Here is an 18,798-nt window from a genome sequence, read left to right as displayed (position 1 = left end):
AAGGCTGCGGCGGCCGCGGGGCGGCCCTGGAAGTCTTGCGCCTATAATCCACAGGCTGCATTCCGATCCGCACCATACCAAGAAAGCCTCTCATGATTTTCACGCAAAAACTGGAACGGGCCTGGGCCACCTCCAACTCCATGCTGACCATAGGCCTGGACCCGGACCCGCATCGCTTCCCCGCCGAGCTGCAAGGCCGCAGCGATGCCATTTTCGAATTCTGCCGGTCCATCATCGATGTCACGGCTCAATACGCCTGTGCCGTCAAACCGCAGATCGCCTACTTTTCCGCCCAGCGCGCCGAAGATCAGTTGGAAGCGCTGTGCGACTACATTCTTGAACACCACCCCGATCTGCCTATCGTCCTGGACGCCAAGCGGGGCGATATCGGATCGACCGCCGAGCAGTACGCCCGCGAGGCCTTCGAGCGCTATCAAGCCGACGCCGTGACCGTCAATCCTTATATGGGTTTCGATTCGCTGGAGCCTTATCTGGCCTGGAAAAGCAAGGGCGTGATTATTTTGTGCCGCACGTCCAACAAGGGGGGCTCCGACTTGCAGTTCATTGAGTCCACGGACGGTACGCCGCTGTATTTGCATGTTGCCTCGCAAGCGGCGGAAAAATGGAATACTTCCGGTCAATGCGCCCTGGTGGTGGGCGCGACCTTTCCGGAAGAAATCGCCAAGGTGCGCGCCCGCGTGGGCGATATGCCCCTGCTGATTCCAGGCATCGGGGCGCAAGGGGGGGATATCCCCTCGACGGTGCAGGCAGGCCGCGACAGCCAGGGAACAGGCATGATGATCAACTCATCGCGCGCCATTCTGTATGCCAGCGGCGGAGACGACTGGCGCGAGGCGGCGGCCCACGCCGCGCGCGCAACGCGCGACGCCATCAACGCGGTTCGATAAGCTCCAGGGCGGTACGCAAGGCGAACGCCACCGAGGCACTGCGCACCTGGGCGCGGTCGCCTTCAAACACTTTGGTCATGGCGCGCGTGACCACGCCCTGCCCCGCGCGCTGCGCAAAACCAAAACACACCATGCCCACGGGCTTGCCTGGCGTGCCGCCATCGGGCCCGGCAATGCCGGTGGTGGATATGGCCAGCTGCGACAGGCTGGCGGCAGCCAGTACGCCCGCCGCCATTTCCATGGCGGTTTCTTCGCTGACAGCGCCAAAGCGCTCCAGCGTATCGGCATTGACGCCCAGTTGCTCTACCTTGGCCTGGTTGCTGTAGGTGACGAAACCCCGGTCGAACCATTGGCTGGACCCCGGCGTATCGGTCATGGCGGCCGACAGCAGCCCGCCCGTGCACGATTCGGCGCAGGCGAACATCCAGCCGCGATCGATCAACAGTTGTCCCAGCCTGGGCGCATATACCGCGACGAACTCATCGCTCATGACAAGACCTCGAGTCTGACCAGAATGGCAATCAGCAGCAGGCTGTAGGCCGCTGCCACGATATCGTCCCACATGACCCCGAAGCCGTTCTTGAAATGGCTGTCGAAGAAATGAATGGGCGGCGGTTTAATAATATCGAAAAGACGGAAAATCACAAACGCCAGCAACTGCGCGCCAAAGCCGTCCGGGGTCAGCCACAAGACCAGCCAGAAGGCCACGATTTCATCCCAGACCATGCCGCCATGGTCGGGCCGGCCCATTTCCTTGCCCACCCGCTGGCAGGCCCAGCAGCCCAGCGCAAAGGCGGCTACCAAGGTTGCGGCAATGACCACGTCGGGCAACCGCGATACCGCCGCTACCCACAGCAGCCAGCCCAGCAAGGTACCCCAGGTACCCGGCGCCGGCCGGATCAGTCCGCTGCCAAAGCCAAAGGCAATCATCCTGGGAAACGATCTGAACACCCAGGCGGCGCTTGGCTCGGGCGGCAAAGGAGACTGGGCGGAGGGGTCAATGGCCGGCATACGGAAGCGTCTGTAAGAATGACAAATACATGATCAGGAGAAATGATCGAAACCGGCGGAATCCAGCACCATGGGCGCACCATCGGCGCCCTGTACCCGCAAGCCCGGCTCCGCCACGATCCGGCCTATCCGCGTGACCGGGCAGGCAGCGCTATGGGCAAGCGCCTGTATGCGGCTGCGCCGGTCTTGCGAGGCGGTAAAACAAAGTTGATACACATCGCCGCCGGCCAGCACAGCGCTCGGCACAAACGCGTCGCCCCGGCCCTGCAGGGCCGGATGCAGCGGCAAGGCATTGTAGTCAAGGTCGGCGCCGCAAGCACTGGCTTGCAGTATATGCCCCAAGTCCTGCAGCAGGCCATCGGAAATATCCAGCGCCGCATGCGCCACGCCGGCCAGCATCTGGGCGAACTGCCAGGGCGGCTCGGGCCGCTCCAGCGCGGGCCGCGTGGCGGCCAGCAGCGTATCGTCGGGGGGCAATCGGCCTTGCAGCAAGCGCAAGGCGACATCGGCGGCGCCCAGCGTGCCGGTCACCCAGATATCGTCGCCCGCCCGCGCGCCCGAGCGCAGCAAGGCCTGCTCGGGCCTGACCTGGCCCATGACGGTTACATTGATCACGATGCCCGCTATGCTGCGCGTCGTGTCGCCGCCCACCAACGGACATTGCGCCCGCTCGGCCAGACTATAAAAACCATCGGAAAAGGCGGCCAGCCAGCCCTCGTCGACACGGGGCAAGGACACGCTGAGCAAGCAGGCCAGCGGCCGGGCGCCCATGGCGGCCAGATCCGAAATATTGACCGCCAGCGCCTTATGGCCCAGCGACCACGGGTCCACATCGGGAAAGAAATGCCGGCCCTCGATCAACAGATCGGTACTGGTCGCCAGGTGATGCCCGGGCTCGACCTGAAACATCGCGCAATCATCACCGACCCCCAGATAGCCAGGCGGGGCCTGGCGCGTGAAGTAGCGTGCGATAAGATCGAACTCGTTATTCAACAGGATCTCGGCTAACGGCGCGCCGCGGCTTGTACCTCTTGCGGCCGGACATCGGCGGCCATTTTGTCGAGCACGCCGTTGACGAACTTGAAGCCGTCGGTGCCGCCAAACGATTTCGCCAGCTCGACGGCCTCGTTGATGGCCACCTTGTACGGCACCTCGATATGGTGGATGAGCTCGAAACTACCGATCAGCAAAATCCCGTGCTCGATCGGCGAAAGCTCGTCGAGCGGCCGGTCGACATAAGGCATGAAGCGCTCACGCAATGCCGGCGCCTCGCGCAGCACCCCGTGCAGCAAGGTCTTGAACCAGGTCGCGTCAGCATCCTGGAATTCTTCGTCGTCGCGGATGTGCGCGTCGATTTCGCCTGCGTCCTGCAGCCCGGCATCACCGCGCAGCAGCCAGGCATAAACACCCTGCAAGGCAAATTCGCGCGCGCGCCGGCGCGCGCTGCGGGCGTTGCCGCGGGCCGGGCCGCCCGACGATGCGCCCTGCGTTCTACTTGTCGTCAAAATCTTCGTCCTCGTCTTCTTCATCGTCGTAGTCATCGTCGTCTTCCGACTCTGGCTCGAGCGCCGCAACCAGGTTGGCCATCTCGACCGCGCTGCGGGCGCAATCACGGCCCTTCTCTTCGGCGCGCGACAGTGCCTGCTCGTCGGTGTCGGTGGTCAGGACGCCATTGGCGACAGGGATGCCGGTTTCAAGCGCCACGCGGCTGATGGCCGACGCGCTTTCGTTGCTGACTATTTCAAAGTGGTAGGTTTCGCCGCGAATGACCGCGCCCAGCGCAATCAGCGCGTCGAACTCGAAGGTTTCGGCCATTTGCGCCAGCGTCACGCCAAGCTCGAGCGCCCCGGGAACCGAAACCACCATGACGTCGCGTTCGTCTACGCCCATTTCGGCCAGTTCCGCCAGGCATGCGGCCAGTTCCGCCTGACCGATCTCTTCATTGAAACGAGCCCGCACGATGCCGATATGCAAACCTTCCCCGTTCAGATCGGGAGACAAAGTATAAGGGTTCATAGTCAGTAGTTCCTGTTAGGGTGTGGGTGTGGAAAGAGGTTCACTATCGTAACCCGTTATGGTCAAGGAAAAGCCCGCCATGCTGGGCATTTTTCGCGGCCGCGCCAAAAGACGCGCCTTGCCGACATTCAGATCCCGCATAATCTGCGCCCCTATGCCGTAGGTGCGCAAGCCATAGCGGCTTTCGCGGTCGGCAACGGCCGTTTCTTCGGTGGCGTTCTGGTTCCAGGCCTCGAACTGGCTGAAGAGCAGTTCCGTGGAGCCCTGGCAGTTCAGCAGGATGAGCAGGCCGGCGGGTGCCGCCACGATGGTCTTCAGGGCATCGGAGACGCTCCAGCTATGGGTGGTCGCCCCCTGGAACAGGATATCGAGCATGCTGGTGGGCTCATGCACCCTGACCAGGGTTTCGGTCTCGGGGGTGATAGCGCCATGCGCCAGGGCCAGGTGCAGCGCGCCGGAGGCCAGATCGCGGTAAGCCACCGCCTGGAACTCGCCCCAGGGCGTTTGCACATCGCGGCTGGCCAGGCGCTCGACCATGGACTCGTGTTCGCTGCGGTATTGGATCAGGTCGGCAATGGTACCGATTTTCAGGCCGTGCTCGCGCGCGAACAGCTTGAGGTCGGGCAGCCTGGCCATGGTCCCATCCGGTTTCAGGATCTCGCAGATGGCGGCCGCCGGGGTCAAGCCTGCCAGCGCGGTCAGGTCGCAACCCGCTTCGGTGTGGCCCGCCCGCACCAGCACGCCGCCGCGCACAGCCTGCACCGGGAAGATATGGCCGGGCTGCACCAGGTCGGCCGGCTTGGCATCGCGGGCCACGGCCACCTGTATGGTACGGGCGCGGTCCGCCGCCGAAATACCGGTTTCGACCCCCTCGGCCGCTTCGATGGACATGGTGAAATTGGTACCGAACCGTGTGCCGTTGCGGCTGGCCATCAAGGGCAGGTCAAGCTGCCTGCAGCGTTCTTCGGTCAGCGTCAGGCAGACCAGTCCGCGGGCATGGGTGACCATGAAATTGATGGCTTCGGGCGTTACATGCTCGGCCGCCATGACCAGATCGCCTTCATTTTCGCGGTCTTCTTCGTCGACCAGAATGACCATGCGGCCGGCGCGCAATTCGGCCACGATTTCGGTAACGGGGGATATCTCGTGGGATGACACTGCATCCAGGTCCGCATCGCGGGTGTTGCTCATGACTATTGACCCTATGGAAAGTTGGCTCATTTTAACGCCTGAAAGCGCAGAACTTCTTATTGTCGCCCACGATGAGCGGCAAAGCCGGGTAATATCGCGCTGAATAGACGATGGAACACGACGATAGCCTATGCCCGGAAACAAAATGACCGCCAACGCGAACGACGGACGGCGCAGCATCCAGTCGGTGGAAACCGGTTTTCCGCTGCTGGCCGCGCTGGTCGACGCGGGTGTGCCGCTGAACTTGCGCGACCTGGCCACCCGCGCCGGCATGACCTCGGCCAAGGCGCACCCCTATCTGGTGAGCTTTACCCGCGTGGGCCTGGTCCAGCAGGATGCCGGCACAGGCCAATACGAGCTTGGGCCCTTTGCCCTGCAAATGGGCCTGGTCAGCCTGCAACGCCTGGACCCGGTGCGCGTGGCCCTGCCCCATGTCAATCAACTGGCGGGACAGATTGGCCATACCCTGGCGATTGCCGTGCTGGGTTCGCACGGGCCGACCATGATACATATTTCGCAAGCCAGCTATCCGGTTCATGTCAACATGCGCAACGGTACCGTGATGTCCATGCTGCATACGGCCACCGGCCATGTTTTCCTGGCCTGGCTGCCGCCCAAGGTCGCGCAGCACTACATGGACCGCGAACTGGGCGACCAAGCCGTCGTGACCAGCATCAGTCCGCTACGGCCCAGCGCCCAGGCCATGCAGGCGCTGATCGCCAAGGTCCGGCAGGCGGGCCTGGCCACGGCGCAGGGCAACCCCTTGCCCGGCATCGACGCCTTGTCGGTGCCCGTGTTCGATCACTCCGGCAATATTGCGCTGGCCCTGACCAGCCTGGGGCCCAGCACCCTGTTCGACGCCACGGAAAACGGCCCCATCGCCCGCGCCCTGAAGCAATGCGCCACCGAGATCTCGGAGCGCCTGGGCCACCGGCCTGAATCCAAAGCCTAAAACGCGCTCTCCGGCCATCGAGGATTATTGCAATATTATTTCGCGTCATATTCAGATATGATTTAGACATAAACCAATAATTCACACGCAATCATCCGGAGACAACATCATGAAATCTTCCAAGGTATTTGCCTTGAGCGCGCTGTTCGCCCTGTTCGGGGCCTCGCAAGCGGCCTTCGCCCAAGACAGTTGCCCGAACCGGGGCGATCTGGACACCATGTACTGCGACGCCGACAATGATCTGGTCGCCGATACCCCCACTGATCCAGCCAAGCTCAAAACCCCTTCCACCGTGGTGTTCACCTACACCCCTGTTGAAGACCCGGCGGTCTATGCCGAAATATTCTCGCCTTTTACCAAACATCTGTCCGAGTGCGTCGACCGCAAGGTTGTCTTCTATCAGGTGCAAAGCAACGCGGCGGAAATCGAAGCCATGCGCTCGAACCGCCTGCATGTGGGCGGCTTCTCGACCGGCCCCACCAACTTCGCCGTCAATCTGGCGGGCGCCGTGCCCTTCGCCGTCAAAGGCAATGCCGACGGCTTCCAGGGCTACAACCTGATTCTTATCGTCAAGAAGGACAGCCCTTTCCAATCGCTGGCCGACCTGAAGGGCAAAAAAGTCGCGCACACTTCGCCCTCGTCCAACTCGGGCAACATGGCGCCGATCGCCCTCTTTCCCAAAGAAGGCCTGGTGCCGGGCAAAGACTACGAGTTCCTGTATTCGGGCAAGCATGACCAGTCCGTCATGGGCGTGAACTCGGGCGATTACGATGCCGCCGCGGTGGCGTCCGACGTATTTCACCGCATGGCCGAACGCGGCCAGGTCAAGGCGGAAGACTTCCGCATCCTGTACACCAGCGAAAAATTCCCCACGTCTTCATTCGCTTATGCGTACGACCTGGAACCCAAGTTCCGCGACAAGATGCTCAAGTGCTTTTACGACTACCGCTTCCCTGCCGAAATGCAAGAGGCGTTCGACGGCGCTGACCGCTTTTACCCGGTGACCTATAAAAAGGACTGGGCCATCGTGCGCGACGTAGCTGAAGCGGGCGGCGAAAGCTTTACACGCTCGGCCTACGACAAAGCCGCCAAGAAGAACTGATCCATTATGGGGGCATCGCTGCACATAAGTGGTCTGGCCAAGGAGTACAAGGCGAATCAGCCCGTGCTTCGCAACATCGACCTGGACGTTGCCGGCGAGGGCCTGACGGCCATCATCGGCCCGTCGGGCACAGGCAAGAGTACGCTGTTGCGCTGTATAAACAGGCTGATCGACCCTACGGCCGGCACCATCATTCTTGAAGAAGACGGCGCCCGCATCGATCTGGCCAAGATCCGGGGCGCCGCCCTGCGGCAGGCTCGCCGCCGCATCGGCATGGTCTTCCAGGAATACAACCTGGTCGAACGCCTGACCGTCATGGAAAACCTGCTGACGGGCCGCCTGGGCTATACCTCGCCTTTCAATGCCTGGCGACGCCATTTCGAACCGGCCGATATCGAGCATGCCTATAGCCTGCTCGATACCGTCGGCCTGGCCGGTTTCGCCCACCAGCGCGCCGATGCGCTCTCGGGCGGACAGCGCCAGCGCGTCGGCATCGCCCGCGCACTCATGCAGCGCCCGCAGTTGTTGCTGGCCGACGAGCCCACCTCGTCGCTCGATCCGAAAACATCGGTCGAAATCATGGAGCTGCTGGTCGAACAGGGCCGCGCCTTCAGCATTCCGGTCATCGTCAACATCCACGACGTCGAGCTGGCCAAGCGCTATGCCTCGCGCATCGTCGGCATGTCCGGCGGCCATATCGTCTACGACGGCCAGGCCAACGGCTTGGGCATGGACGTACTCAAGCAAATCTACGGGGGCGAGTCGTGGCTGGAGTAAGCACGCCGCCCGTGCGCCCCGCCGGCCGGCCGTTCGCGCTCTCGCCCAAGGCAAAATGGGGGCTGCTGGCGGTGGTGCTGTACACGCTGTTCGCGGCCACGCAGCTTGGTTTTTCCTGGGACCGGTTCGCCGCCGGGCTGGGCCATGGCGCAACGTTCCTGGCGCGCATGTTTCCGCCCAGCGTCCAGCGCCTGGACGTTCTGTGGAAGGGGATTGCCGAAAGCCTTGAAATCGCGGTGCTGGCCACGACGCTGGGCATTTTTCTGGCCCTGCCGTTAAGTCTGCTGGGCGCGCGCAACCTGATGCCGGTATGGGCAACCTGGCCGGCGCGCACCATTGTGTCTTTGTGCCGCGCGCTGCATCCCGTCATTGTCGCCATCATCTTTGTAAAAGCCGTCGGCTTCGGCGCCCTGGCCGGTGTACTGGCGCTTACGGTCGCCTCTATCGGCTTTATCGGCAAGCTGTTTACCGAGTCCATCGAAGAAATCTCGCTCAAGCAGGTCGAGGCGGTGCGCGCCACCGGCGCATCCTTTGCCAACGTCATCATTTTCGCGGTGCTTCCACAGGTTTTCGCCCGGTTCGTGGGGTTTTCCACCTATCAGATGGACTCCAACCTGCGCAACTCGACCATGGTGGGCATTGTGGGCGCAGGCGGGATCGGCGGCACCTTATTTTCCGCCTTCCAGCGCTTCGACTACGATTTCGTGTGCACCATACTGATCACCATCATCGCCATCATCATGCTGGGCGAACTGCTGGCCAGCGTCGTGCGCGCCATCTTGCTGGACAATGTCTCACTGGCCACGCTCTTCAAGAAGAAATCCCTGGCGTCGTCCAGCACGCCGCGCCCGCTCGAGGATGACGCATGAACACCGCCGCCGCCTCCACCACTTGGGTGCGCTATACGCCCGGCCAGCGCCTGTTGCGTTTCACGCTCTACCTGCTCTTTGTGCTGGCCATTGTCCAGTCTTTGCGCACCATCGACGTCATCCCCGAGTTCCTGTATGACGCCCCCACGCAAATGGCCGACCTGCTGCACCGGATGTGGCCCATATCGTGGCGCAGCTTTCCCGGTTCCATACAGAAGGCGCTGATCGAAACCCTGCACATGGCCACGCTGGGCACCATACTGGCCGTGATCATGGCCGTGCCCGTCGGCCTGGCGGCCGCCCACAACCTGACCCCCAATCGGGCCATCAATTTTCTGGCCCGGCTGATTCTGGTGTCCAGCCGCTCGATCAATTCCCTGGTCTGGGCCCTGCTGTTCATTGCCATTTTCGGCCCCGGCCCCTTGGCCGGCACCATTGCCATCGCCTTCCGCTCCATCGGGTTCATCGGCAAGCTGCTGGGCGAAGCCATTGAAGACGCCCAGCCAGGTCCCATCGAGGCACTGACCGCGACGGGAGCCAGCACAGGCGCGATCATTGCTTACGGTTACTGGCCTCAGATACGTCCCGCATTCTGGTCGATCGTGCTGCTGCGCTGGGACATCAACGTACGCGAATCGGCCGTCCTGGGCCTGGTTGGCGCGGGCGGCATCGGCATGGCGCTGAACAGTGCCATGGACCTGTTCCAGTGGGACAAGGTGTCTTTGATCCTGGTCCTTATTTTCGCCATTGTCATCATCGCTGAAATCATCATTACCCGCGCCCGCAAAACCTTGCTGTAAGCCCGCCCTGGAACCCGCCCTGGCAGCACGCGGGGCGTATTTCCCCCGGCAAACAAAAAAAGAGTACCATTCGCCCATTTCCGCCTTATGGGTGCATAGTGCTAGAACGAGAGCTCAAGCTTCATGTGCCGGCCCGTCACAGGCTGGCGCTGGAAAACGCATTGCGCGAGGCCGGCGGGTCGGAACTTCTTCTGCGCGCCCAGTACTTCGACACGCAGGATAATGACCTGGCCAAGTCCGGCATCGCCCTGCGCTTGCGCCTGGAAGGCCACCAATGGATGCAAACCGCCAAGGCGCCGGGCCCGGACGACCTGACGAGGCTGGAGTTGAATCACGCCCGTGCAGGCCTTGACCCAAAGCTGGACCTTGCGCTGTATCGGGACACCCCGCTGGAACATGTCTTCACACAGCTTGAAAAGCCCTTGATGCTCCGCTACGAGACCTCGGTCCAGCGGCTGGCGCTCCGGCACGGCATAGGCGACAGCCAGATCGAGTTCGCCTTCGACCGGGGGGTGATCAAATCAGGCCCGCTGACGCTGCCCCTGTGCGAACTGGAGCTGGAACAGATCAGCGGCCGCGCCGACGATCTGTTCGCCTTGGGCCAGCAGTGGATGCGGCGTTACGGGCTGATCCTGGATTTGCGCAGCAAGGCGGAACGCGGCAGCATTCTGGCCCGCATCGCCCTGTCGGCCACAGCCCCCGGGCAAGCGCCCGATTTCCTGCCCCTGCTCCAGGCGCGCCGCACGCAAGCGCCGGCCCCGGACACCCGCCTGCCGGCGCGGCAAGCCTACCAGCGCTGCGCCAACGAATGCCTGAACCAGATCATTCGCAACGCCACGCTGCTGGCGGGTGTCGAGCCCTTGGACACGCACCCCGATTTACGGTTTGAATACGCCGCCCAACTGCGCCTGGGCATCCAAGGCCTGCGCGCCTGCAGGAAACAGTTCGGACAGCCCCTGCGCCTGGACAACGCCGCACGCGACACCGAGCTGGGCGAATACTTTGATTTGTTCGGCCGCGAACCCGGCCAGGAATTGGCCTCGAGCGCGGCATTCCAATCGTGCCTGCTGGCTTTGCTGGCGGACTTGGTCGCCCTGGGCGACCCCGGGTCTTAATCGCCCAGCAAGGCTGCCGCAAACTCCCTGGCCACGAAGGGCTGCAAGTCGTTCATCCCCTCGCCTACGCCGATCCAGTACACCGGCACGGGGCGTACGCCCTGGCTGCCCGCGGCCACCGCCGCCAGCGTACCGCCCTTGGCCGTGCCGTCGAGCTTGGTCACCACCAGGCCGGTCAGGTTGATGGCGGCATCGAAAGCCCGGATCTGGGCAATGGCGTTCTGGCCCGTGTTGCCGTCGATCACCAGCAGCACCTCGTGCGGCGCGGCGTCATCGGCCTTGCCGATGACCCTTTTGATCTTCTTCAGCTCTTCCATCAGGTGCAACTGGGTCGGCAGCCGGCCCGCGGTATCGATCATGACGACACCCGCCTCGCGCGCGCGGCCGGCATTGACGGCATCGAACGCGACGGCGGCCGGGTCGCCGCCGTCTTGCGCAATCACCGATACATTGTTGCGCGCGCCCCACTCGACCAGTTGTTCGCGGGCGGCGGCGCGGAAGGTATCACCCGCGGCCAGCAGCACTTTGGATCCTTGCGCCTGGAAGTGATTGGCCAGCTTGCCAATGGATGTGGTCTTGCCCGCCCCATTCACCCCGGCAATCATGACGACCAGCGGCGCCGCCTTCCCCAGGGGAAACGACTTTTCCAGCGGCGCAAGATGTTCGGCCAGGATATCGCGCAGCGCCGCCTTGACCTGCCCCGCGTCTTCCAGATGTTCCTTGCGCACACGGGCGCGCAAGGCCGTCAGCAGCTTGTCGCTTGCCTCGACGCCCGCATCCGCCATGATGAGGGCGGTCTCGAGCTCTTCAAACAGCGATTCATCGACCTTGACGCCCACAAAAAGACCGCCCAGGCTTTGTCCCGTACGCGACAGGCCTTTCTTGAGCCGGGCCAGCCATGATGACCCTTTTTCCGCCGGGGCGGGCGCGGCCACGGGGGGTTCAGGCGTCTCAGGCGTTTCAGGGCTTTCAGGCGTTTCGAGGGGCGCGGGCGTGCTGGGGGTTTCAGACGCTTCCGTCACGGCCGGCGCCGTCGGGCTGCCTGGAGCCTCAGTGCGGGATTCGGCATCATCGGCCACGTCGGGGGCAGCCGGCGATGCGTGAGCGGCCGGCGGTGGGCTGGAAGGAAGGCTGGAGGCCGCATCCGGCGTGCCAGGCAGCGGTTCCGCGGGGGGGCCAAGCGGGGCTGCGGCGGGGTCTTGCCCCGCCGACGGCGCGGCGTCCTTGCCCTGCGGCAATCCTGTATCGTGGCTACCCTGTTCGTCTACCGCCTGCCCGGCGCTGTCGGCGGGCGCCGGCTTTTTCTTTTTAAAAAAACTGAACATACGTTTTACACTACCCGAATAGAGTTGACCAACACACAAAGCGCCCCCAGACCACGCATGAAGAAGCACGCAGTTCGTATTGTAGGCGGTGATTACCGCAAAACGCCCATTCCGGTGGTGGATGTCCCCGGGCTGCGCCCCACGCCGGATCGGGTGCGGGAAACGCTGTTCAACTGGCTGTATTACTTCTGGGATGGCGATTACGCGCAAAAGCGCGTGCTGGATCTATTCTCGGGCACCGGCGCCCTGGGGTTCGAAGCCGCCTCGCGCGGGGCGGCCCATGTGCAAATGGTGGAATCCCATCCTGCGGCCGTCGCCGCGCTGCGCGCCCTGCGCAGCCGGCTGAAGGCCGACAATGTCCGCATCCATGCAGGCGACGCCACGGTCGCGCTGGCGCGCATGACCGACGGTTCGTACGACCTGATCATGCTGGATCCCCCATTCGGCCAGGGCTGGCTGGACCGGCTGTGGACAAGGATTCCCGCGGTTCTCACGCCCAACGGCTTGTTGTATATTGAGTCGGAAGCGGCCGTCAGCCCGCCTGATGGATTCGAGCTCCTGCGGCAAGGCAAAGCCGGCCATGTGCATTTTCATCTGCTTCGATTTGCTGCAATGCAAAAAACAGTCAATAATCCTGAAATAAGCTGACGCCATAAACTTATTGGCCGGGCAGGCGGTTTGCAGCCAGCGCCGCCGCTCAGGTTTCTTCCTTAAATTCTCACAACTCGGAATGTGCATGATTACTGCAGTCTATCCCGGAACATTCGACCCTCTTACGCGTGGCCACGAAGATCTGGTGCGTCGCGCAGCCGGTCTGTTTGACCATGTCGTGGTGGGCGTCGCCCACAGCCATGCCAAAAAACCGTTCTTTTCAGTGAATGAGCGTGTTGAAATCGCCCAGGAAGTCCTTGGCCATTACACCAATGTCGAAGTCAAAAGCTTTGCAGGCCTGCTCAAAGACTTTGTGCGCGAGCAGAATGGCCGCGTTATTGTCAGGGGGCTGCGCGCCGTGTCCGATTTCGAATATGAGTTTCAGATGGCGGGCATGAACCGGCACCTGCTGCCCGAAGTCGAAACCCTGTTCATGACGCCTTCAGACCAGTACCAGTTCATTTCCGGCACGATTGTGCGCGAAATCGCCATATTGGGGGGGGACGTCAGCAAGTTCGTCTTTCCATCGGTCGAGCGCTGGCTGCACAGCAAAGCCAAAATACGGCGCGACGAACAAGAACAAAGCCAGCAGGGGTAATACGCAGGCCGCAGCCAAACTCCATTACACTGCAAGGGTATCCGGCTTTCTGGCCGGATACCCTTGCTTTTTTATATCCGTTTGTTTTATGCAGGAAGAATCATGGCGCTGCGCATTACCGAAGAGTGCATCAACTGCGATGTTTGCGAGCCGCAATGCCCCAACAATGCCATCTACATGGGCACTGAAATCTACGAGATCGAGCCCTCGCGATGTACGGAATGCGTGGGGCATTTCGACGAGCCGCAATGCCAGGTGGTATGCCCTGTCGAATGCATCATCTTCGACCTGGACCACCCAGAAGACCAGGGCCAGCTCATGGCCAAATATCAGAAACTGACCGCTGCGGACTGAGTTTTCCGCATTACAGTTCGGGCCAGAGCACCCTGCCCGCTTCCGGGTGCACCTTCATCAATTGGCATGGCTGGCCCAGAAACCGGGTCAGCCACGCTGCCGCAAGCTCGCCTTCGTCGACCACGTCGATCTGCTGCGCGCCCACCGTCGCGATGCCGCGAACGCTGTCATCGTCTTCGATGACATCCAGGGGAATATCCAGCCTGAGCATGCCCGGCGCCCGTATCACCAGGTAGCCCAGGCGTAGCTCGACCTGTATGTCGGCAAGTTGTTCGCAATGGCTTTGCGACAGCCAGGTGCCGGTGGCGTCCACGACCAGCCAGCGCTTGTCATAGGCCTGGGCCGCCGCCGCATGGGTACCGCCGCAAGCGACAATGGGGAAATAAAGCGCCGTGCTCATTGGCCCAGCAGCCCTTTCAGGGCGTCGCCAATGCTCTTGACTGGATCGGCCGCTTTCTTGGCCGGCGCAGTGGCCGGGGCGGGCGGTTTTCCGGTCTGGTTGGACAGCAGGTCGATCAAGCCGCCCTTGACCGCGTCCTTGACGGCCTTGCTGCTGATATCCTTCCATTGCACCTGGTAGCCCGGCCCGCTGAACGGCCCTGAAATACGCAGCGGCACCGCAACGCCCTTCAGGTCGGCCAGCGCCTTGCCGTCTTGTCCCGTACCGGTATTGACCACATTCACATTGACCATCACATCGAGCTGGTCGTTGACCAGGTCCACGGTGGCCGGCTTGCCCTGTGTGATGCGCAGCATGGGCGCAACCACGCTCAGCATCTTGATGGTGCCCTGCCCGTGATCGAAATTGATATCGGCGTCCAGGGCGGTGAAATCAGTTCTGCGCCCCGTATCGAAGCGGGTGACCACATCGGGCAACTGTCCGCTGAACATGTTGCGCACCACCTCGTTGACCTCGCGCAGTGTCTGGGCCACATCGATGCCGGTCACGGCGCCGTCGCGCACGCGCACGTTCGCCGTCCCGGTCAGGCCGGCCTCGAGCGCTGCCCCGGTGGTACCCTGGCTGCCCAGTTTGATCTTGACGGTGCCCGCTCCGGCAAAGCGATGCTCGTCGGCCACGGCCTGCAGCAGCGGACCCAGGGCGACCTTGTTCAAGGAGACATCCGCCGTCACCGCGTTCTGCGAGTTGGCCGTCAGGACGCCGTTCAGCGTGCCGCCATACAGATCAGCCTTGATGCCGCTGATCGTCAGCTTGCCCTGCGCGGCGCGAACCGCCGCGGCGAACTGCTTCGCCTCGAGGCTCTGAACCTTCAGGTCGCCGATGGATATGGTCCCGGTCAAGTCAGAGGCGTCAAGGAAAGACAGGTCGGGCATGATGAAGGCTTCATCCGCCTTGGCCGGCGCCTTGGGGGCCGGTTTGGGCGCAGCCGCCTGCGCGGGCGGCTCGTCGGCGGCAGACTCCGCCGGGGCGGCGGGCGCAGGCGGCTGCGCCGCGGGCGCCTGGGGAAACAGCGTATTGAAGTCCAGCTTGTCGGCGGCAAGCCCGAAGTCGATCTTCGGGCTTTTCAACTGCGTGGCCTTGACACGGAAATCAAGCTTGCTACCGCTCAGTACCGCGTTGATCTCACTGACCAGTTCGTCTTTGATCAGGTTGGCCTGCAAGCTGCCGATGAATGGAAACTCAAAGCTCCCGCCCGGCAAGGCGGCGTCTTCGATCCGGACATCGCCCTTCATGGCCGACAGGCCGCCGGCTTCGCTGAATACGTCCCAGTTGGCCGGAGAAGTCATCTTCAACTGCACCAAGCGGTCGCCCTCTTTGAGCCCGCCGTCTATCTTGAGCTCCTTCAGGGTGAGCTTGCTGGCATTGCCGCCTATGCCGCTCATGCCCAGGGCAATGCCCAGTACATGATTGGGCTTGCTGAATTTGACCGTGCCCGAAATCGGGTCGCCCGTGGCCGCCTCGGGGGACACGGCCAGGTTGGGGGCATCAAACGCGATTTCGAAGGCCTGGTCGGGCAAGTTACCCTTGGCGCGATAGGCCAGCTTTTCAACTTTCAGTTCCGCCTGGCTCCGGTCGACCTTCAATTGGGGCACGATCAGCGACGTCTCGAACCCTTTGATGGGCGACGCCCCCCCCACATCGCCCTGCACCAGAAACTCAAGGCTGCTGGCGCTCAGCATCTGGGAATAGGCGCTGTAGGCCAGGTTACCGCGCAACGTCACCGACTTGGCGGCCAGCGGCCCCAGCGCGCCGTTGGCCACGACATTGATTTTCTGCGCTGAATAAGCTTGCTGATCGGGATTGAACAGGACCAGCGCCTGGCCCTCGATATTGGCATCGGCAACCGGATGCTCGCCAATGATTTTGCCCTTCAGCGCCACATCGAACGCCTGATTGGCCGTCATCCGCCCGGTGTTCACTTCCAGCCGCTCTATCCGGCCGGCCGAACCGCTTACATTATCGTACAGATGAATTTCGCCATTCCTGAGATCCAGCCCCGCGATGTCGATCTGGAAGTCGGTGCCCTGCTGCGCCTCGGCGGCATAGGCAATGGGAAACACCGATGACGGCACCTTGACGGCCGCCTGTTCCGCAGGCGCGGACGGCACCAGGCTGGAAACCGCCATGGCGGGAGCCGCCATGCCCAGCGCTGCGGAACCCGGCCTGTCGACCAGATCGCGGAAATTGAACTGGCCTTTATCGTCGCGCGTGACCCAGGCCTTGAAGCCAGTGACCGCCACGTGATCGACCACCAGACGATTGAACATCAATGGCCAGATGGCCACGGCAAAGCGCGCGCTATCGATGGACGCGAAGGTATCGGTGCTGTTGCGGTTCGACAGCGATACGTCTTGCACAGACAAACCGATGCGTGGAAACAGCGATAACTGAATATCGCCCTTGATTGCCAAACTGCGCTGATAGCGCTTGTAGACAATTTCTTCCAGCTTGTTCTTGTAGGCGTTCGGGTCAAACGTCAGAAGGAAAATTGCGATGCCTACCAAGGCCACAATAGCCACCATGACGAGACTGATCAGTACCCGTTTCAACCAAACTTTCATTTACGGCCTCTAAAACTACGGGAGAGCCCCCACGAGCCATTTACGGCGAATAACTAGAATGCTAACCCAAGTCAACAACATTATTCAGGCGCGGGCGAACTTTCAGCCCTTGCGGCTTACAAAAAGTTAAATGCGAGGCGCGAGGCAGCGGATTATTACTAGCGGTTATATTGAAATAGAACAAACTTCTGGTCCGGGCTGTTCCCCATCCGCTGCTTGACGGTATGCTAACAGCCTCCCCATCCCATAACTTTAAAAGATCAGCCATGAAATTCGAGACACTTGCCATTCATGCCGGCTATCAGCCGGACCCCAACACCAAGTCGGTGGCGGTTCCCATCTATCAGACCACGTCCTACGCCTTCGACAGCACCCAGCACGGCGCCGACCTGTTCGACCTGAAAGTGCCGGGCAATATCTATACCCGCATCATGAACCCCACCAACGCGGTGCTTGAAGAACGCGTGGCAGCGCTGGAAGGCGGCGTGGCCGCCCTGGCGGTCGCTTCGGGGATGGCGGCGATCAGCTACGCCATCCAGACCATTGCCCAGGCCGGCGACAACATCGTGTCGGTCGCCAAGCTGTATGGCGGCACCTACAACCTGTTTGCCCACACCTTTCCCCGCCAGGGCATTACGGTCAAGTTTGCGCCGCACGACGACATTGCCGCGCTCGAGGCGCTGATCGACGACAACACCAAAGCGGTGTTTTGCGAGACCATCGGCAACCCGGCGGGCAACATCATCGACATCCAGGCGCTGGCCGATGCCGCGCACCGGCACGGCGTGCCCCTGATCGTCGACAATACCGTGGCATCGCCGGCCCTGTGCCGGCCCTTCGAGCATGGCGCCGACATCATTGTCCACGCCCTGACCAAATACATGGGCGGACACGGCACCACCATTGCCGGCGCGGTCGTCGATTCAGGCAAGTTTCCCTGGGCCGAGCACAAGCAACGCTTCCCCATGCTCAATGAACCCGACCCGTCTTATCATGGCGTGGTCTACACCGATGCATTCGGGCCCGCGGCGTTCATCGGCCGCTGCCGCGTGGTCCCGCTGCGCAACACCGGCGCCGCGCTGTCTCCCTTCAACGCCTTCCTGGTGCTGCAAGGCATCGAGACGCTGTCGCTGCGCATGGACCGCCACACCGAGAACGCCCAGAAGGTCGCCCAGTACCTGAAACAGCACGAGCAGGTGTCATGGGTGCAGTACGCCGGCCTGGCGGATCACCCCGAGCACGGCCTGGCGCAAAAGTACATGGACGGCAAACCGGCCAGCATCCTGTCTTTCGGCATCAAGGGCGGCGCCGCGGCCGGTGCGCGCTTTATCGATGCCCTGGAGCTGATACTGCGCCTTGTGAATATCGGCGACGCCAAGTCGCTGGCCTGCCACCCGGCCTCGACCACCCATCGCCAGCTCAGCCCCGACGAGCTTGCCGCCGCGGGCGTGGGCGAAGACATGGTGCGCCTGTCTATCGGCCTGGAACACATCGACGATATTCTGGAGGATCTTGCCCAGGCGCTGGACGCCAGCAAGGCCTGATCCTGCGCAAGCGGAGCCTGGAACGGCTCCGTTCAAGCAAGAGGCCGGCGCATCGGGGCTAGCGCCTGCCCAGCATGCCCGACAAGGCGCCCAGTAGAGGGCTGCTCTGCCCCGGCTGCATGCTGGCTTCGCCATCAGGCGTCGCCTGGTCGACCAGGCTGGGCAGCATGGCACTGAGCGCGCCGAGCACCGAGCCGCTATCCTGGCCCGAGCGCTGCGCGAGTTGGCTGATCAGGTCGTCGCCCAGCACAGACTGCAATTGCCCGGGCGAGACCGGCTGGTTCGGGCCGCTGCCAATCCAGGAGGCCACCACTTCGCCCAACCCGCCCTGCTGGAATTTTTGTATCAAGCCGGGCAGGCCGCCTGGATAGCTGTTGACCTGCTCTATCAGTGCCGGCAGCAGTGCAGCCTGCGTCTTTGCCTGTGGGTTATCGCCGCCCACGGCGGAAACAATAGAATCCAGCAACCCCATACCCGCCTCCTTTTACATAACGGCCCGCCCAGTCTAACGGATTTCGGTGTAGCCAATTGCAAATAACTGTCAGCAGTTCGGGTATAGTAGCT

General features: G+C 62.4%; 21 protein-coding genes. 11 read left to right on the top strand and 10 right to left on the bottom strand.

Going from position 1 to position 18,798, the window contains the following annotated elements:
- Positions 1 to 92: 92 nt before the first annotated feature.
- The gene (gene pyrF, locus RE432_RS08740; RefSeq protein ID WP_310932940.1) at positions 93 to 908 is read left to right on the top strand and encodes an orotidine-5'-phosphate decarboxylase; all 816 of its coding nucleotides are present in this window, start codon (positions 93 to 95) and stop codon (positions 906 to 908) included.
- On the opposite strand, the gene RE432_RS08735 is transcribed toward pyrF, so the two are convergent.
- The 6 genes from RE432_RS08735 to ribBA are packed head-to-tail and all read right to left on the bottom strand — an operon-like array spanning position 892 to position 5,126.
- Positions 892 to 1,398 carry a CinA family protein gene (locus tag RE432_RS08735; protein WP_310932939.1) on the bottom strand — a complete coding sequence of 169 codons (507 nt, stop codon included), beginning with the start codon at positions 1,396 to 1,398 and terminating at the stop codon, positions 892 to 894. The two genes, pyrF and RE432_RS08735, sit on opposite strands and share 17 nt — an antisense overlap.
- Positions 1,395 to 1,919: a phosphatidylglycerophosphatase A gene (locus tag RE432_RS08730; RefSeq protein WP_310932938.1), complete on the bottom strand. Its 525-nt coding sequence runs from the start codon at positions 1,917 to 1,919 to the stop codon at positions 1,395 to 1,397. Before RE432_RS08730 ends, RE432_RS08735 begins: the two co-directional genes overlap by 4 nt.
- Positions 1,920 to 1,952: 33 nt before the next feature.
- Complete coding sequence (gene thiL, locus RE432_RS08725; protein WP_310932937.1) at positions 1,953 to 2,912, bottom strand: thiamine-phosphate kinase; 960 nt, start codon at positions 2,910 to 2,912, stop codon at positions 1,953 to 1,955.
- An 11-nt stretch (positions 2,913 to 2,923) separates the two neighbouring features.
- Complete coding sequence (gene nusB, locus RE432_RS08720) at positions 2,924 to 3,448, bottom strand: transcription antitermination factor NusB (protein WP_310933073.1); 525 nt, start codon at positions 3,446 to 3,448, stop codon at positions 2,924 to 2,926.
- Entirely contained in the window at positions 3,411 to 3,935 is a 525-nt protein-coding gene (gene ribH, locus RE432_RS08715) for a 6,7-dimethyl-8-ribityllumazine synthase (RefSeq protein ID WP_310932936.1), read from the bottom strand. The genes nusB and ribH overlap by 38 nt, the downstream gene beginning before the upstream one ends.
- A gap of 15 nt (positions 3,936 to 3,950) precedes the next feature.
- Entirely contained in the window at positions 3,951 to 5,126 is a 1,176-nt protein-coding gene (gene ribBA / locus RE432_RS08710) for a bifunctional 3,4-dihydroxy-2-butanone-4-phosphate synthase/GTP cyclohydrolase II (RefSeq protein WP_310932935.1), read from the bottom strand.
- Between the two features lie 130 nt (positions 5,127 to 5,256).
- On the opposite strand from ribBA, the gene RE432_RS08705 reads away from it, so the two are divergent.
- The 6 genes from RE432_RS08705 (at position 5,257) to RE432_RS08680 (ending at position 10,741) form a co-directional block, all read left to right on the top strand.
- On the top strand, positions 5,257 to 6,078 hold the full coding sequence (locus RE432_RS08705; RefSeq protein WP_310932934.1) for an IclR family transcriptional regulator: 822 nt from the start codon (positions 5,257 to 5,259) through the stop codon (positions 6,076 to 6,078).
- A gap of 109 nt (positions 6,079 to 6,187) precedes the next feature.
- Positions 6,188 to 7,180: a phosphate/phosphite/phosphonate ABC transporter substrate-binding protein gene (gene phnD / locus RE432_RS08700; protein ID WP_310932933.1), complete on the top strand. Its 993-nt coding sequence runs from the start codon at positions 6,188 to 6,190 to the stop codon at positions 7,178 to 7,180.
- A gap of 6 nt (positions 7,181 to 7,186) precedes the next feature.
- Positions 7,187 to 7,957, top strand: a complete 771-nt coding sequence (phnC, locus tag RE432_RS08695) for a phosphonate ABC transporter ATP-binding protein (protein WP_310932932.1) — start codon at positions 7,187 to 7,189, stop codon at positions 7,955 to 7,957.
- Positions 7,945 to 8,826 (top strand): phosphonate ABC transporter, permease protein PhnE, encoded by an 882-nt coding sequence (phnE, locus tag RE432_RS08690; protein ID WP_409079827.1) that lies wholly within the window; start codon positions 7,945 to 7,947, stop codon positions 8,824 to 8,826. Before phnC ends, phnE (RE432_RS08690) begins: the two co-directional genes overlap by 13 nt.
- Positions 8,823 to 9,626: a phosphonate ABC transporter, permease protein PhnE gene (gene phnE / locus RE432_RS08685; protein WP_310932930.1), complete on the top strand. Its 804-nt coding sequence runs from the start codon at positions 8,823 to 8,825 to the stop codon at positions 9,624 to 9,626. Before phnE (RE432_RS08690) ends, phnE (RE432_RS08685) begins: the two co-directional genes overlap by 4 nt.
- Before the next feature lie 98 nt (positions 9,627 to 9,724).
- Positions 9,725 to 10,741: a CYTH domain-containing protein gene (locus RE432_RS08680; protein WP_310932929.1), complete on the top strand. Its 1,017-nt coding sequence runs from the start codon at positions 9,725 to 9,727 to the stop codon at positions 10,739 to 10,741.
- On the opposite strand, the gene ftsY is transcribed toward RE432_RS08680, so the two are convergent.
- A complete protein-coding gene (ftsY, locus tag RE432_RS08675) occupies positions 10,738 to 12,066 on the bottom strand; it encodes a signal recognition particle-docking protein FtsY (protein ID WP_310932928.1) in 1,329 nt (442 codons plus the stop codon). The two genes, RE432_RS08680 and ftsY, sit on opposite strands and share 4 nt — an antisense overlap.
- A 57-nt stretch (positions 12,067 to 12,123) precedes the next feature.
- Here ftsY and rsmD point away from each other — a divergent pair, with 57 nt between their 5' ends.
- The 3 genes from rsmD (at position 12,124) to RE432_RS08660 (ending at position 13,669) form a co-directional block, all read left to right on the top strand.
- On the top strand, positions 12,124 to 12,714 hold the full coding sequence (gene rsmD, locus RE432_RS08670) for a 16S rRNA (guanine(966)-N(2))-methyltransferase RsmD (protein ID WP_310932927.1): 591 nt from the start codon (positions 12,124 to 12,126) through the stop codon (positions 12,712 to 12,714).
- An 88-nt stretch (positions 12,715 to 12,802) separates the two neighbouring features.
- Positions 12,803 to 13,315, top strand: coding sequence for a pantetheine-phosphate adenylyltransferase (gene coaD, locus RE432_RS08665; RefSeq protein WP_310932925.1), 513 nt, complete (start codon positions 12,803 to 12,805; stop codon positions 13,313 to 13,315).
- 102 nt (positions 13,316 to 13,417) lie between these two features.
- Positions 13,418 to 13,669, top strand: a complete 252-nt coding sequence (locus RE432_RS08660; protein ID WP_310932924.1) for a YfhL family 4Fe-4S dicluster ferredoxin — start codon at positions 13,418 to 13,420, stop codon at positions 13,667 to 13,669.
- A gap of 10 nt (positions 13,670 to 13,679) precedes the next feature.
- Here the strand turns inward: RE432_RS08660 and RE432_RS08655 are convergent, their stop codons facing one another.
- Positions 13,680 to 14,069: an MOSC N-terminal beta barrel domain-containing protein gene (locus tag RE432_RS08655; RefSeq protein ID WP_310932922.1), complete on the bottom strand. Its 390-nt coding sequence runs from the start codon at positions 14,067 to 14,069 to the stop codon at positions 13,680 to 13,682.
- A complete protein-coding gene (locus RE432_RS08650; protein WP_310932921.1) occupies positions 14,066 to 16,690 on the bottom strand; it encodes an AsmA family protein in 2,625 nt (874 codons plus the stop codon). Before RE432_RS08650 ends, RE432_RS08655 begins: the two co-directional genes overlap by 4 nt.
- A gap of 266 nt (positions 16,691 to 16,956) precedes the next feature.
- Between RE432_RS08650 and RE432_RS08645 the strand changes: the two genes are divergently transcribed.
- The gene (locus RE432_RS08645; protein WP_310932919.1) at positions 16,957 to 18,234 is read left to right on the top strand and encodes a bifunctional O-acetylhomoserine aminocarboxypropyltransferase/cysteine synthase; all 1,278 of its coding nucleotides are present in this window, start codon (positions 16,957 to 16,959) and stop codon (positions 18,232 to 18,234) included.
- A 58-nt stretch (positions 18,235 to 18,292) separates the two neighbouring features.
- On the opposite strand, the gene RE432_RS08640 is transcribed toward RE432_RS08645, so the two are convergent.
- Positions 18,293 to 18,706, bottom strand: coding sequence for a YidB family protein (locus RE432_RS08640; RefSeq protein WP_310932918.1), 414 nt, complete (start codon positions 18,704 to 18,706; stop codon positions 18,293 to 18,295).
- Positions 18,707 to 18,798: the final 92 nt, after the last annotated feature.

It is taken from the genome of Pusillimonas sp. SM2304 (assembly GCF_031628915.1).
Taxonomy (GTDB): Bacteria; Pseudomonadota; Gammaproteobacteria; order Burkholderiales; family Burkholderiaceae_B; genus Pusillimonas_C.
The sequence above is the reverse complement of the archived record's forward strand: the minus strand, read 5'-3'. Positions and strand labels throughout refer to the sequence as shown.

Bases quoted from the DNA above. Each gene is read 5' to 3' on its own strand.
- pyrF (WP_310932940.1), top strand. From the start codon at position 93: ATGATTTTCACGCAAAAACTGGAACGGGCCTGGGCCACCTCCAACTCC.
- RE432_RS08735 (WP_310932939.1), bottom strand. From the start codon at position 1,398: ATGAGCGATGAGTTCGTCGCGGTATATGCGCCCAGGCTGGGACAACTG.
- RE432_RS08730 (WP_310932938.1), bottom strand. From the start codon at position 1,919: ATGCCGGCCATTGACCCCTCCGCCCAGTCTCCTTTGCCGCCCGAGCCA.
- nusB (WP_310933073.1), bottom strand. From the start codon at position 3,448: ATGAAGAAGACGAGGACGAAGATTTTGACGACAAGTAGAACGCAGGGC.
- ribH (WP_310932936.1), bottom strand. From the start codon at position 3,935: ATGAACCCTTATACTTTGTCTCCCGATCTGAACGGGGAAGGTTTGCAT.
- ribBA (WP_310932935.1), bottom strand. From the start codon at position 5,126: ATGAGCAACACCCGCGATGCGGACCTGGATGCAGTGTCATCCCACGAG.
- RE432_RS08705 (WP_310932934.1), top strand. From the start codon at position 5,257: ATGCCCGGAAACAAAATGACCGCCAACGCGAACGACGGACGGCGCAGC.
- phnD (WP_310932933.1), top strand. From the start codon at position 6,188: ATGAAATCTTCCAAGGTATTTGCCTTGAGCGCGCTGTTCGCCCTGTTC.
- phnC (WP_310932932.1), top strand. From the start codon at position 7,187: ATGGGGGCATCGCTGCACATAAGTGGTCTGGCCAAGGAGTACAAGGCG.
- phnE (WP_310932930.1), top strand. From the start codon at position 8,823: ATGAACACCGCCGCCGCCTCCACCACTTGGGTGCGCTATACGCCCGGC.
- ftsY (WP_310932928.1), bottom strand. From the start codon at position 12,066: ATGTTCAGTTTTTTTAAAAAGAAAAAGCCGGCGCCCGCCGACAGCGCC.
- rsmD (WP_310932927.1), top strand. From the start codon at position 12,124: ATGAAGAAGCACGCAGTTCGTATTGTAGGCGGTGATTACCGCAAAACG.
- coaD (WP_310932925.1), top strand. From the start codon at position 12,803: ATGATTACTGCAGTCTATCCCGGAACATTCGACCCTCTTACGCGTGGC.
- RE432_RS08660 (WP_310932924.1), top strand. From the start codon at position 13,418: ATGGCGCTGCGCATTACCGAAGAGTGCATCAACTGCGATGTTTGCGAG.
- RE432_RS08655 (WP_310932922.1), bottom strand. From the start codon at position 14,069: ATGAGCACGGCGCTTTATTTCCCCATTGTCGCTTGCGGCGGTACCCAT.
- RE432_RS08650 (WP_310932921.1), bottom strand. From the start codon at position 16,690: ATGAAAGTTTGGTTGAAACGGGTACTGATCAGTCTCGTCATGGTGGCT.
- RE432_RS08645 (WP_310932919.1), top strand. From the start codon at position 16,957: ATGAAATTCGAGACACTTGCCATTCATGCCGGCTATCAGCCGGACCCC.
- RE432_RS08640 (WP_310932918.1), bottom strand. From the start codon at position 18,706: ATGGGGTTGCTGGATTCTATTGTTTCCGCCGTGGGCGGCGATAACCCA.